Annotated in this window: 11 protein-coding genes and 1 pseudogene; all 12 read right to left on the bottom strand. The window is 66.8% G+C overall.

The window, feature by feature from the left end:
* Positions 1–22: 22 nt before the first annotated feature.
* Positions 23–301 carry a 30S ribosomal protein S19 gene (gene rpsS / locus ACFYSC_RS07300; protein ID WP_362942202.1) on the bottom strand — a complete coding sequence of 93 codons (279 nt, stop codon included), beginning with the start codon at positions 299–301 and terminating at the stop codon, positions 23–25.
* A gap of 11 nt (positions 302–312) precedes the next feature.
* Complete coding sequence (rplB, locus tag ACFYSC_RS07295; RefSeq protein ID WP_362942200.1) at positions 313–1149, bottom strand: 50S ribosomal protein L2; 837 nt, start codon at positions 1147–1149, stop codon at positions 313–315.
* Between the two features lie 92 nt (positions 1150–1241).
* Positions 1242–1544: a 50S ribosomal protein L23 gene (rplW, locus tag ACFYSC_RS07290; RefSeq protein ID WP_189246832.1), complete on the bottom strand. Its 303-nt coding sequence runs from the start codon at positions 1542–1544 to the stop codon at positions 1242–1244.
* On the bottom strand, positions 1544–2191 hold the full coding sequence (gene rplD, locus ACFYSC_RS07285; protein WP_389957982.1) for a 50S ribosomal protein L4: 648 nt from the start codon (positions 2189–2191) through the stop codon (positions 1544–1546). Before rplD ends, rplW begins: the two co-directional genes overlap by 1 nt.
* Positions 2188–2841 (bottom strand): 50S ribosomal protein L3, encoded by a 654-nt coding sequence (rplC, locus tag ACFYSC_RS07280; protein WP_389957979.1) that lies wholly within the window; start codon positions 2839–2841, stop codon positions 2188–2190. Before rplC ends, rplD begins: the two co-directional genes overlap by 4 nt.
* Before the next feature lie 14 nt (positions 2842–2855).
* On the bottom strand, positions 2856–3164 hold the full coding sequence (rpsJ, locus tag ACFYSC_RS07275; protein WP_030912931.1) for a 30S ribosomal protein S10: 309 nt from the start codon (positions 3162–3164) through the stop codon (positions 2856–2858).
* A gap of 314 nt (positions 3165–3478) precedes the next feature.
* The gene (tuf, locus tag ACFYSC_RS07270) at positions 3479–4672 is read right to left on the bottom strand and encodes an elongation factor Tu (protein ID WP_362942190.1); all 1194 of its coding nucleotides are present in this window, start codon (positions 4670–4672) and stop codon (positions 3479–3481) included.
* A 158-nt stretch (positions 4673–4830) separates the two neighbouring features.
* A complete protein-coding gene (fusA, locus tag ACFYSC_RS07265) occupies positions 4831–6879 on the bottom strand; it encodes an elongation factor G (protein WP_389959241.1) in 2049 nt (682 codons plus the stop codon).
* A gap of 87 nt (positions 6880–6966) precedes the next feature.
* Entirely contained in the window at positions 6967–7437 is a 471-nt protein-coding gene (gene rpsG, locus ACFYSC_RS07260; protein WP_179819699.1) for a 30S ribosomal protein S7, read from the bottom strand.
* A gap of 2 nt (positions 7438–7439) precedes the next feature.
* Positions 7440–7811, bottom strand: coding sequence for a 30S ribosomal protein S12 (rpsL, locus tag ACFYSC_RS07255; protein WP_012887826.1), 372 nt, complete (start codon positions 7809–7811; stop codon positions 7440–7442).
* A gap of 523 nt (positions 7812–8334) precedes the next feature.
* Positions 8335–12222 (bottom strand): DNA-directed RNA polymerase subunit beta', encoded by a 3888-nt coding sequence (locus tag ACFYSC_RS07250; RefSeq protein WP_362942181.1) that lies wholly within the window; start codon positions 12220–12222, stop codon positions 8335–8337.
* A gap of 26 nt (positions 12223–12248) precedes the next feature.
* Positions 12249–13001: pseudogene (locus tag ACFYSC_RS07245) on the bottom strand (DNA-directed RNA polymerase subunit beta); the annotation flags it as partial.

Here is a 13001-nt window from a genome sequence, read left to right as displayed (position 1 = left end):
TACTTCTGCTTCGCTGAGGCGCTTACCGCCGGCTGCGGCGGTCTTCCTTGACGTGGCTGCGGAACGTCCGCGTGGGGGCGAACTCACCGAGCTTGTGACCGATCATCGACTCGGTGACGAACACCGGGACGTGCTTGCGGCCGTCGTGGACGGCGATCGTGTGGCCGAGCATGTCGGGCACGATCATGGAGCGCCGAGACCACGTCTTGATGACGTTCTTGGTGCCCTTTTCGTTCTGCGTGTCCACCTTCTTCTGAAGGTGGTCGTCCACGAAGGGACCCTTCTTAAGGCTACGTGGCATTTTGGCTGCTCCTACCGCTTCTTCCGCTTGGTCCTACGGCGGATGATCAGCCGGTCGCTGGCCTTGTTCGCCGCACGAGTACGACCCTCGGGCTTGCCCTTGGGGTTCACCGGGTGACGGCCGCCGGAGGTCTTACCCTCACCACCACCGTGCGGGTGGTCGACCGGGTTCATCGCGACACCGCGAACGGTGGGGCGCTTGCCCTTCCACCGCATACGGCCGGCCTTACCCCAGTTGATGTTGCCCTGCTCGGCGTTGCCGACCTGACCGATGGAGGCCCGGCAGCGGACGTCGACCTGGCGCATTTCGCCGGAGGGCATGCGCAGCGTGGCGTACTGGCCCTCCTTGGCGAGAAGCTGGATCTGCGCGCCGGCGGACCGGCCCAGCTTGGCGCCACCGCCCGGACGGAGCTCCACCGCGTGGATGAAGGTACCGGTCGGGATGTTGCGCAGCGGGAGGCAGTTACCCGGCTTGATGTCGGCCGTGGGGCCGTTCTCGATCAGGTCGCCCTGCTTGAGGCCGGTCGGGCAGAGGATGTAGCGCTTCTCCCCGTCGGCGTAGTGCAGCAGCGCGATGCGGGAGGTGCGGTTCGGGTCGTACTCGATGTGAGCGACCTTGGCCGGGATCCCGTCCTTGTCGTGGCGCCGGAAGTCGATGATCCGGTAGGCGCGCTTGTGGCCGCCGCCCTGGTGGCGGGTGGTGACCCGGCCGTGGACGTTGCGGCCGCCCTTGCTGTGCAGGGGCGCCAGCAGCGACTTCTCGGGCGTGCTGCGCGTGATCTCGGAGAAGTCCGAGACACTGGCGCCGCGGCGACCCGGGGTCGTCGGCTTGAGCTTACGGATGCCCATCTTTTTCGTTCATCCTTTGTCGGTTGATCCGGCCGAAGGCCCCCCGTCGTGGGACGGGGGGCGTTCCGGCCGGGTACTTACGTGCGAGCGGGTCAGCCGACCTGACCGAAGATGTCGATCCGGTCGCCCTCGACCAGGCTCACGATCGCGCGCTTGGTGTTGGGACGCTGTCCGTAGCCGAACTTGGTCCGCTTGCGCTTGCCCTGGCGGTTGATGGTGTTGACGCTGGCCACCTTGACGCCGAAGATCTGCTCAATGGCGATCTTGACCTGCGTCTTGTTGGCCGTCTTCCGCACCAGGAACGTGTACTTGTTGTGCTCGTCGATCAGGCCGTAGCTCTTCTCGGAGACAACCGGCTTGATGATGATGTCGCGCGGGTCGGCGATCTTCTCCATCAGGCGTCTTCCTTCCCGCTCTTGCCCAGACGCTCCACGACCTGGTCGTACGCAGCCTGGGTGAAAACGACGTCGTCGTAGCAGAGCACGTCGTAGGTGTTCAGCTGCCCCGCGTCCAGCAGGTGGACCTCGGGAGCGTTGCGCAGGCTGAGCCAGGTGAGCTCGTCACCCTCGTCGACGACGACGAGCACGCTGCGAGCCTGCGTGATCTTCCGCAGCGACTCCAGGGCCGCCTTGGTCTTCGGGGTCTCACCCTCGACCAGGCCGCTGACCAGGTGAACGCGGCCGCCGTTGGCCCGGTCGGACAGGGCGCCGCGCAGCGCGGCGGCCTTCATCTTCTTGGGCGTCTTCTGGCTGTAGTCCCGCGGGACCGGGCCGTGAACGGTGCCGCCGCCGGCGAACTGCGGGGCGCGGGTCGAACCCTGACGGGCGCGGCCGGTGCCCTTCTGGCGGTACGGCTTCTTGCCGCCGCCGCTGACCTCACCGCGGGTCTTGGCCTTGTGGGTGCCCTGCCGGCGAGCGGCGAGCTGGGCCACGACGACCTGGTGGATCAGAGGAATGTTGACCTTGGCGCCGAAGATGTCTTCGGGCAGGTCGACGGTGCCCGACTTGGCTCCGCGCACGTCGAGGACGTCAATGGTGCTCACTTGGCAGCCCCCTTCTTGGCAGAGGTGCGGACGAGGACCAGGCTGCCGTTGGCGCCGGGGATCGCACCCTTGATCAGGATGAGATTCTTCTCGGCGTCCACGGCGTGGACCTTCAGGCTCTGGATGGTGGTGCGGACGTTGCCCATCCGACCGGCCATGCGCAGGCCCTTGAAGACGCGGCCCGGGGTGGCGCAGCCGCCGATGGAACCCGGCGAGCGGTGCTTGCGCTGGGTACCGTGCGAGGCGCCCAGACCCTTGAAGCCGTGCCGCTTCATGACACCGGCGAAGCCCTTGCCCTTGCTCTTGCCCGTCACGTCGACGAACTGGCCGGCCTCGAAGGTGTCGGCCAGCAGCTCCTGGCCGAGGGTGTAGTCGTTCGCGTCGTCGGTGCGGATCTCCGCGAAGTAACGGCGCGGGGTGATGTCGTGCTTGCGGAGGTAGTCGCCGAGCGGCTTGTTGACCTTCCGGGGGTCGACCTGTCCGAAGCCGAGCTGGATGGCGGAGTAGCCGTCCTTCTCGGTGGTGCGGACGCGGGTCACCACGCACGGACCGGCCTCGACGACGGTCACCGGGACCATCCGGTTGTCCGCGTCGAAGACCTGGGTCATGCCGAGCTTCTTGCCCAGGACGCCCTTGATCTGCTTAGCCATGTCAGTGCGTTCCCTCAGAGCTTGATCGAGATGTCAACGCCGGCGGGAAGGTCGAGTCGCATGAGCGAGTCGACCGTCTTCGGCGTCGGGTCGATGATGTCAATCAGCCGCTTGTGCGTGCGCATCTCGAAGTGCTCGCGGCTGTCCTTGTACTTGTGCGGCGAACGGATGACGCAGTACACGTTCTTCTCGGTCGGCAGCGGCACCGGGCCCGCGACCTTAGCGCCAGTCCGCGTCACCGTCTCGACGATCTTCTTGGCCGAAACGTCGATGACCTCGTGGTCATAGGCCTTGAGCCGGATGCGGATCTTCTGTCCCGCCATAATGGCCTCGGTGTCCTTCGCTGTCGTCTGAAAAAGTTGCGTGCGGCCTGTGGCCGCTGTGATGGCCGAGTCCGCCGGGCCTGGTGGCCCGTGCCGTCTCCGGCATGGCTTCCTCGTCCGTGCCCCACGTAGCAGACGCTTTCGGTCTGCGCTTTCTTCCGTGATCTGGCAGTTACTTCGGTCACTTCGGCCGAACCAACTGCGAGATCACGGTTCGTGGGTCGTGCCCGGCGGCACGTGCCGTACGGCACGGCCACCTCGTGGTGCGGCGGCCGGCCCTTTGGTCGAGGGCCGGCCGCCGCTCCGCGAGCGTACTACTTGAGGATCTTCGTCACACGGCCGGCGCCGACGGTGCGGCCACCCTCGCGGATCGCGAACTTGAGGCCCTCCTCCATCGCGATCGGCTGGATGAGCTGGACGGTCATCTCGGTGTTGTCACCGGGCATGACCATCTCGGTGCCCTCCGGCAGGTTCACAACGCCGGTCACGTCAGTCGTACGGAAGTAGAACTGCGGACGGTAGTTGTTGAAGAACGGCGTGTGGCGGCCGCCCTCGTCCTTCGAGAGGATGTAGACCTGACCCTCGAACTCCGTGTGCGGAGTCGTGGTGCCCGGCTTGATGATGCACTGGCCGCGCTCGACGTCCTCGCGCTTGATGCCACGGAGGAGCAGACCGACGTTGTCACCGGCCTGGCCCTCGTCGAGGAGCTTGCGGAACATCTCGACACCGGTGACCGTGGTGGTGGTCTTGGTGTCCTTGATGCCGATGATGTCGACGGTCTCGTTGACCTTGACGACACCGCGCTCGATACGGCCGGTGACGACGGTGCCGCGACCGGTGATCGAGAACACGTCCTCGATCGGCATGAGGAACGGCTTGTCGGTCTCACGGGTCGGCTCGGGGACGTTCTCGTCCACGGCGGTCATGAGCTCGATGATGCTGTCGCCCCACTTCTGGTCGCCCTCGAGGGCCTTCAGAGCGGAGACGCGGACGACCGGCAGGTCGTCGCCGGGGAACTCCTGAGCCGAGAGAAGCTCACGGACCTCGAGCTCGACGAGCTCCAGGATCTCCTCGTCGTCGACCATGTCGGCCTTGTTGAGGGCCACGACGATGTAGGGGACGCCGACCTGGCGGGCCAGGAGGACGTGCTCCTTCGTCTGCGGCATCGGGCCGTCGGTGGCGGCGACCACGAGGATCGCGCCGTCCATCTGGGCCGCACCGGTGATCATGTTCTTCACGTAGTCGGCGTGACCGGGGCAGTCCACGTGGGCGTAGTGGCGCTTCTCGGTCTGGTACTCGACGTGCGCGATGGAGATCGTGATACCACGAGCCTTCTCCTCGGGCGCCTTGTCGATCTTGTCGAACGGGGTCGCCTCGTTGAGCTCAGGGAAACGCTCGTGGAGCACCTTGGTGATCGCCGCGGTCAGAGTGGTCTTGCCGTGGTCGATGTGCCCAATGGTGCCGATGTTTACGTGCGGCTTGGTCCGCTCGAACTTGGCCTTGGCCACTGTCTGTCTCCTTAGAGATTCTGACTTGACTTTCGTCTTTTCACTCGGGCTTGGGGAGGCCGTCCCTCACGGGACCGGCCGGCGAGCCGTCTTTCTCCCCGCACCCTCCCGATGAGGAGGCGACCAGGTCGCCTCCGCCACCGGAACGGATGCCGGACCTACTCGCCCCGCACCTTCGCGACGATCTCCTTGGCGATGTGCGCAGGCACTTCCGCGTAGGAGTCGAACTGCATGCTGAAGCTGGCGCGCCCCTGCGTCTTGCTACGAAGGTCACCCACGTAGCCGAACATCTCAGAGAGCGGCACGAGCGCCTGGATGACACGCGCGCCGGCGCGCTCATCCATCGCCCGGATCTGCCCGCGGCGGCCGTTGAGGTCGCCGATGACGTCGCCCATGTAGTCCTCGGGGGTGGTGACATCGACAGCCATCACCGGCTCCAGGATTACGGCGTCCGCCTTGCGCGCGGCCTCCTTGAAGGCCATCGATCCAGCGATCTTGAAGGCCATTTCGGACGAGTCGACCTCGTGGAAGGCGCCGTCCTGCAGGGTGACCTTCACCCCGACCATGGGGTAGCCGGCGAGAACGCCGAACTCGGCGGCCTCCTGGGCGCCCGCGTCCACCGACGGGATGTACTCCCTGGGGATGCGGCCACCGGAGACCTTGTTCGCGAACTCGTAGCCGTCGTTGCCTTCGCCGAGCGGCTCGAGGTCGATGATGACCCGGGCGAACTGGCCGGAACCACCGGTCTGCTTCTTGTGGGTGTAGTCGACCTTCTCCACCTTGCGGCGGATGGTCTCCCGGTAGGCGACCTGCGGCCGGCCGACGTTGGCCTCGACCTTGAACTCGCGGCGCATCCGGTCGACGAGGATCTCCAGGTGGAGCTCGCCCATACCCCAGATGACGGTCTGGCCGGTCTCCTCGTCACGGCGGACCTGGAAGGACGGGTCCTCCTCGGCCAGCCGCTGGATCGCGGTGCTGAGCTTCTCCTGGTCGCCCTTGGTCTTGGGCTCGATCGCGACGTTGATGACCGGGGCCGGGAACGTCATCGACTCCAGGACGACCTGGTTGGCCGGGTCGCACAGGGTGTCACCGGTGGTGGTGTCCTTCAGACCCATCACGGCGACGATCTGACCGGCGTGCGCGGACGGGCGCTCCTCGCGCTTGTTCGCGTGCATCTGGTAGATCTTGCCGATCCGCTCCTTGCGGCCCTTCACGGAGTTGATGACCCCGGAGCCGGACTCGAGGGTGCCCGAGTAGATGCGGATGTAGGTGAGACGACCCAGGTGCTGGTCGGCCGCGATCTTGAAGGCGAGCGCGGAGAACGGCTCGTCCACGTCCGCGTGACGCTCCACGACCGCCTCCTCGTCACCGACCGCGTGGCCCTTGAAGGCCGGGATGTCGGTGGGCGCGGGGAGGTAGGCGACGATCGCGTCGAGCAGGGGCTGGACGCCCTTGTTCTTGAACGCGGTACCGGTCAGGACCGGGTTGATGGCGCTGGACAGCGTCGCGCGGCGGATGGCCGCGACCAGCTGCTCCTCGGTGGGCTCGACGCCCTCCAGGAAGAGCTCCATCAGCTCGTCGTCGTTCTCGGCCACGGTCTCCACGAGCTTGTCACGCCACTCGCGGGCGGCGTCGGCGTACTCGGCCGGGATGTCGACGACCTCGTACATCTCGCCCTTGGCCGCCTCGGCGCTCCAGAGCAGGCCCTTCATCTTCACCAGGTCGATGACGCCCTTGAAGTCGGCCTCGACGCCCCAGGGAAGCTGGATGACCGCCGGGGTGGCGTTCAGCCGGCTGACCATCATGTCGACGCAGCGGTGGAACTCCGCGCCGACGCGGTCCATCTTGTTGACGAAGCAGATGCGGGGCACGCCGTAACCGTCGGCCTGGCGCCAGACCGTCTCGGACTGAGGCTCGACACCCGCCACACCGTCGAACACGGCGACGGCACCGTCGAGGACGCGGAGCGAGCGCTCCACCTCGATGGTGAAGTCGACGTGGCCCGGCGTGTCGATGATGTTGATCGTGTGGCCGAGCCACTCGCAGGTCGTAGCGGCGGAGGTGATGGTGATACCACGCTCCTGCTCCTGCTCCATCCAGTCCATCGTGGCTGCGCCCTCGTGGACTTCACCGATCTTGTAGTTGATGCCGGTGTAGAACAGGATGCGCTCGGTCGTGGTGGTCTTGCCCGCGTCGATGTGGGCCATGATGCCGATGTTTCGCACCTTGGCCAGGTCAAGAGCGGTCGTGGTGGCCACTTCTCTCGCGTCCTCGTCGTCTCGTCGAACCCGCTGTTACCAGCGGTAGTGGGCGAAGGCCTTGTTGGACTCGGCCATCTTGTGGGTGTCCTCGCGCTTCTTGACGCTGGCGCCGAGGCCATTGCTGGCGTCGAGCAGCTCGTTCATGAGGCGCTCGGTCATGGTCTTCTCGCGACGGGCGCGGGAGTACTGCACCAGCCAACGCAGGGCCAGGGTGGTGCTGCGCGCGGCGCGCACCTCGACCGGGACCTGGTAGGTCGCACCGCCGACGCGGCGGCTGCGGACCTCGAGGGTGGGCTTGACGTTGTCCAGCGCGCGCTTCAGGGTGACGACCGGGTCGTTGCCGGTCTTCTCCCGAGCACCTTCGAGGGCGCCGTAGACGATGGACTGCGCGATGGAGCGCTTGCCGTCCAGGAGCACCTTGTTGATGAGCGCGGTGACCAGCGGCGAGTTGTGGACCGGGTCAGCCATGAGCTGACGACGGCCAGGAGAACCCTTGCGAGGCATTCTTACTTCTCCTTCTTCGCGCCGTAACGGCTACGGGCCTGCTTGCGGTTGCGGACACCCTGGGTGTCGAGCGAGCCGCGGATGATCTTGTAGCGAACACCCGGCAGGTCCTTCACACGACCGCCACGGACGAGCACGATGGAGTGCTCCTGAAGGTTGTGGCCGACACCCGGGATGTAGGCCGTGACCTCGATGCCGTTGGTGAGCCGGACACGCGCGACCTTGCGGAGGGCGGAGTTCGGCTTCTTGGGGGTCGTGGTGTAAACGCGCATGCAGGTGCCGCGTCGCTGGGGGCTGGCCTTGAGCGCCGGGGTCTTGGTCTTGGTGACCTTGTCCTGGCGGCCCTTGCGGACCAGCTGCTGAATCGTAGGCACCGCGTCTCCGTTCGTGCTTGCCGGTGATTCGAATGTTGTTGCCTTTGCAGGTACTGCCGGTGTCATGACCTGCGAAGTGGCCGCCCACTCCGACCCACGCGGTCGGGCGTGTCGCGCACTTGTCGCGCCAGCTCCGAGCCTGCCCGGTGGAGGGGGCCACGCGGCGCCTCTGCCGACTCCTCGCGGGAACCTGTCGACGCGCACGCATGAGGGCCCATGAAGACACGGGCACGGTGGGTAAGACTACCCAGTCAAGCGCAACACGTCAAAACCATCGCGCCTGCCGGCCGTCCCGGTGAACACCCGTATTCGTGCCATGACTCCCGCGGCCGGCTCACCGCCGGTCGCTGCTGGGTCCATGACGAGTTTACCGGTCGTGCGGGACTTCTCCGGCCGTTCTTCCTCTCAACGTCAGGACTTCACCGCAACATTCCGGTCAAGAGAGACCAACAGGGATTCGGCGGGAAGCGGGAAAGCGGACGGCGCCCGCCCCCGGAGGGGACGGGCGCCGTCGACGTCACACTCAGCGGTTGTACTGACCGAAGTCGTACTCCTCCAGCGGAACGGCCTCGCCGGAGCCCGAACCGAAGGTGTAGTCCGCCGCGGAGCCGTCGTAGCCGCCGACCGTGTACATCGCGGCCTTGGCCTCCTCGGTCGGCTCGACCCGGACGTTGCGGTACTGCGGCATGCCGGTACCGGCCGGGATGAGCTTTCCGATGATGACGTTCTCCTTGAGGCCGAGCAGGGAGTCGGACTTGGCGTGGATCGCCGCGTCCGTGAGCACCCTGGTCGTCTCCTGGAAGGACGCCGCCGACAGCCAGGACTCGGTGGCCAGCGACGCCTTGGTGATGCCCATGAGGACCGGACGGCCGGAGGCCGGCGTGCCCTGCTCCGCCACGCACTCGCGGTTCATCCGCTCGAAGCGGGGCCGCTCGACGAGCTCACCGGGCAGCATGTCGGTGTCACCCGACTCCAGCACGTTCACGCGCTTGAGCATCTGCCGAACGATGATCTCGATGTGCTTGTCGTGGATGGACACACCCTGCGAGCGGTAGACCTGCTGGACCTCGGCCACCAGGTGCAGCTGCACGGCCCGCGGGCCGAGGATGCGCAGCACCTCGTTGGGGTTGACCGCACCGGCGATCAGCTGCTGGCCCACCTTGACGTGCTGACCCTCCGAGACCAGCATCCGCGACCGCATCGAGACCTGGTAGGCGACCTCTTCGGAACCGTCGTCGGGAATGATGACGACCTTCCGGGTCTTGTCGGTCTCGTCGATGCGGACCCGGCCCTCGGCCTCGCTGATCGGGGCGACGCCCTTGGGGACGCGCGCCTCGAAGAGCTCCTGGACACGGGGCAGACCATGGGTGATGTCCGCACCCGCCACACCACCGGTGTGGAAGGTACGCATCGTCAGCTGGGTGCCGGGCTCGCCGATCGACTGGGCGGCGATGATGCCGACGGCCTCGCCGACGTCCACGAGCTTGCCGGTGGCCAGCGAACGGCCGTAGCAGGTGGCGCAGACACCGATCTTGGCCTCGCAGACCAGCGGGCTGCGGGTCCTGACGGTCTCCACCCCGGCCTCGACCAGCGCGGTGACGTGGATGTCGTTGATGTCGACACCCGCACTCACGATGACCTTGCCGTCCACCTCGACGTCCTCGGCCAGGATGCGGCCGTGCACGTTGCTCTCGCCGTTCTCGGGCTTGACCAGGTTGCCCTGCGCGTCACGCTCGGCGACGTGCAGCGGGACCGTACGGTCGGTGCCGCAGTCGATCTCGCGGACGATGACGTCCTGGGCGACGTCCACCAGACGCCGGGTGAGGTACCCGGAGTCGGCGGTCCGCAGCGCGGTGTCGGCCAGACCCTTCCGCTGTCCGTGGGTGGAGATGAAGTACTCCAGCACCGACAGGCCCTCGCGGAACGAGGCCTTGATCGGACGCGGGATCGTCTCACCCTTGGTGTTGGACACCAGACCGCGGATGCCGGAGATCTGCCGGACCTGCATCAGGTTTCCACGGGCGCCGGACTGGACCATCATCCAGACCGGGTTGCTCTTGGGGAACGCCTGCTGCATGTCGTCGGTCACGTCGCTGGTGGCGTGGGTCCAGATCTCGATGAGCTCCTGGCGGCGCTCCTCGTCGGTGATCAGGCCGCGCTCGTACTCCCGCTGGACCTTGTCGGCCCGGCGCTCGTACGACTCCATGATCGTGGCCTTGTTCGGCGGCGCGATGACATCCTCGATGGAGATCGTCACACCGGCCCGAGTCGCCCAGTAGAAGCCGGCGTCCTTGAGCGCGTCGAGCGCGGCCGCCACCTCCACCTTCGGGTACTTCTCGGCCAGCTCGTTGACGATGGCCGAGAGCTGCTTCTTGCCGACCTGGAAGTTGACGTACGGGTAGTTCGCCGGGAGCGTCTGGTTGAACAGGCAGCGGCCGAGCGTGGTCTCCAGGCGGTAGGGGTCGCCCGGCTCCCAGCCCTCGGGACCCTGCCAGCCGCGCGGCGGCGGGACGTCCCCGTCGAACCGGACCTGGATCGTGGCCTGGATGTCCAGCTCGCGGCGGTCGAAGGCCATGAGCGCCTCCGACACCGAGCCGAAGACCCGGCCCTGACCCGGCGCGTTCTCGCTCTCGTCCTTCTCGGTGGTCAGCGAGTACAGGCCGATGACCATGTCCTGGGTGGGCATGGTGACCGGCTTGCCGTCGGCCGGCTTCAGGATGTTGTTGGTGGACAGCATCAGGATGCGGGCCTCGGCCTGCGCCTCGGCCGACAGCGGCAGGTGCACGGCCATCTGGTCACCGTCGAAGTCCGCGTTGAACGCGGTGCAGACGAGCGGGTGGATCTGGATGGCTTTGCCCTCGACCAGCTGCGGCTCGAAGGCCTGGATGCCCAGGCGGTGCAGGGTGGGCGCGCGGTTGAGCAGCACGGGGTGCTCGGTGATGACCTCTTCGAGGACGTCCCACACGACCGGGCGGGCCCGCTCGACCATCCGCTTGGCCGACTTGATGTTCTGCGCGTGGTTCAGGTCGACCAGGCGCTTCATCACGAACGGCTTGAAGAGCTCCAGCGCCATCTGCTTGGGCAGACCGCACTGGTGCAGCTTCAGCTGCGGGCCGACGACGATGACCGAACGGCCGGAGTAGTCGACGCGCTTGCCCAGGAGGTTCTGGCGGAACCGGCCCTGCTTGCCCTTCAGCATGTCGCTGAGGGACTTCAGCGGGCGGTTGCCGGGGCCGGTGACCGGGCGGCCGCGGCGGCCGTTGTCGAACAGCGCGTCGACGGCCTCCTGGAGCATCCGCTTCTCGTTGTTCACGATGATCTCGGGCGCGCCGAGGTCGAGAAGACGCTTGAGGCGGTTGTTCCGGTTGATCACCCGGCGGTACAGGTCGTTCAGGTCCGAGGTCGCGAACCGGCCACCGTCGAGCTGCACCATCGGGCGCAGGTCCGGCGGGATGACCGGGATGCAGTCGAGGACCATGCCGTTGGGCGAGTTGCGCGTGTTCAGGAACGCGGACACGACCTTGAGACGCTTGAGCGCGCGGGCCTTCTTCTGGCCCTTGCCGCTGCGGATCGTCTCGCGGAGGTTCTCGGCCTCGGCGTCGAGGTCGAAGTTGGACAGACGCTCCTGGATGGCCTGGGCGCCCATGCCACCGCGGAAGTAGCGGCCGAAGCGGTCGCGCATCTCGCGGTAGAGCAGCTCGTCGCCCTCGAGGTCCTGGACCTTGAGGTTCTTGAAGCGGCTCCAGACCTCCTCCAGGCGGTCCAGCTCGCGCTGAGCCCGGTCGCGGAGCTGACGCATCTCGCGCTCGGCGCCCTCACGGACCTTGCGGCGCTGGTCGCCCTTGGCGCCGGCGGCCTCCAGCTCGGCCAGGTCGCCCTCGAGCTTCTTCTGGCGGGCCTCGACGTCGGCGTCACGGCGCTGCTCGATGTGCTGCCGCTCGACGGAGATCTTCGCCTCCAGCGACGGCAGGTCACGCTCGCGCAGTTCCTTGTCCACGTGCGTGATCATGTAGGCCGCGAAGTAGATGACCTTCTCCAGGTCCTTCGGGGCCAGGTCGAGCAGGTATCCCAGACGGGACGGCACGCCCTTGAAGTACCAGATGTGCGTGACCGGCGCGGCCAGCTCGATGTGGCCCATCCGCTCACGGCGCACCTTGGCCCGGGTCACCTCGACGCCGCAGCGCTCACAGATGATGCCCTTGAAGCGGACGCGCTTGTACTTGCCGCAGTAGCACTCCCAGTCCCGGGTGGGACCGAAGATCTTCTCGCAGAAGAGGCCGTCCTTCTCGGGCTTGAGGGTCCGGTAGTTGATGGTCTCCGGCTTCTTCACCTCACCGTGCGACCACTGACGGATGTCGTCCGCCGTCGCCAGTCCGATCCGAAGCTCATCGAAGAAGTTGACGTCCAGCATTTGTAATCCCCTCCTCAGCTTCTAGATCAGACCTCTTCGACACTGCTCGGCTCGCGCCGGGACAGGTCGATGCCGAGCTCCTCCGCGGCGCGGAAGACGTCCTCGTCGGTGTCGCGCATCTCGATCGACATGCCGTCGCTGGAGAGCACCTCGACGTTCAGGCACAGCGACTGCATCTCCTTGATGAGCACCTTGAAGGACTCGGGGATGCCCGGCTCGGGGATGTTCTCGCCCTTGACGATGGCCTCGTAGACCTTCACGCGGCCCAGCACGTCGTCGGACTTGATGGTCAGCAGCTCCTGCAGCGCGTAGGCCGCGCCGTAGGCCTCCAGCGCCCACACCTCCATCTCACCGAAGCGCTGGCCGCCGAACTGGGCCTTACCGCCGAGCGGCTGCTGGGTGATCATGGAGTACGGGCCCGTCGACCGGGCGTGGATCTTGTCGTCCACCAGGTGGAGCAGCTTCAGGATGTAGATGTAGCCGACCGAGATCGGGTGCGGGAACGGCTCGCCGGAGCGGCCGTCGAACAGCTTGGCCTTGCCGTTCGGGCCGACCATGCGGCCGCCGTCCCGGTTGACCAGGGTGCTGTCGAGCAGGCCGACGATCTCTTCCTCGCTGGCGCCGTCGAACACCGGGGTGGCCATGTTGGTTCGCGGCTCGACCTCGGCGAAGCCCTTGTCGCGCAGCCGTTCGGCCCAGGCCTCCTCGACGCCGGAGATGTCCCAGCCCCGGGCGGCGATCCACCCCAGATGGGTCTCCAGCACCTGCCCGACGTTCAT

It is taken from the genome of Streptosporangium sp. NPDC004379, from assembly GCF_042873875.1.
In the GTDB taxonomy this organism is placed as follows: domain Bacteria; phylum Actinomycetota; class Actinomycetes; order Streptosporangiales; family Streptosporangiaceae; genus Streptosporangium.
Note: the sequence above shows the minus strand (reverse complement) of the source record. Positions and strands in the feature narration are given on the sequence as shown.

Coding starts and splice junctions, on each gene's coding strand:
- rpsS (WP_362942202.1), bottom strand. CDS start 301: ATGCCACGTAGCCTTAAGAAGGGTCCCTTCGTGGACGACCACCTTCAG.
- rplB (WP_362942200.1), bottom strand. CDS start 1,149: ATGGGCATCCGTAAGCTCAAGCCGACGACCCCGGGTCGCCGCGGCGCC.
- rplW (WP_189246832.1), bottom strand. CDS start 1,544: ATGGAGAAGATCGCCGACCCGCGCGACATCATCATCAAGCCGGTTGTC.
- rplC (WP_389957979.1), bottom strand. CDS start 2,841: ATGGCTAAGCAGATCAAGGGCGTCCTGGGCAAGAAGCTCGGCATGACC.
- rpsJ (WP_030912931.1), bottom strand. CDS start 3,164: ATGGCGGGACAGAAGATCCGCATCCGGCTCAAGGCCTATGACCACGAG.
- fusA (WP_389959241.1), bottom strand. CDS start 6,879: ATGGCCCACATCGACGCGGGCAAGACCACCACGACCGAGCGCATCCTG.
- rpsG (WP_179819699.1), bottom strand. CDS start 7,437: ATGCCTCGCAAGGGTTCTCCTGGCCGTCGTCAGCTCATGGCTGACCCG.
- ACFYSC_RS07250 (WP_362942181.1), bottom strand. CDS start 12,222: ATGCTGGACGTCAACTTCTTCGATGAGCTTCGGATCGGACTGGCGACG.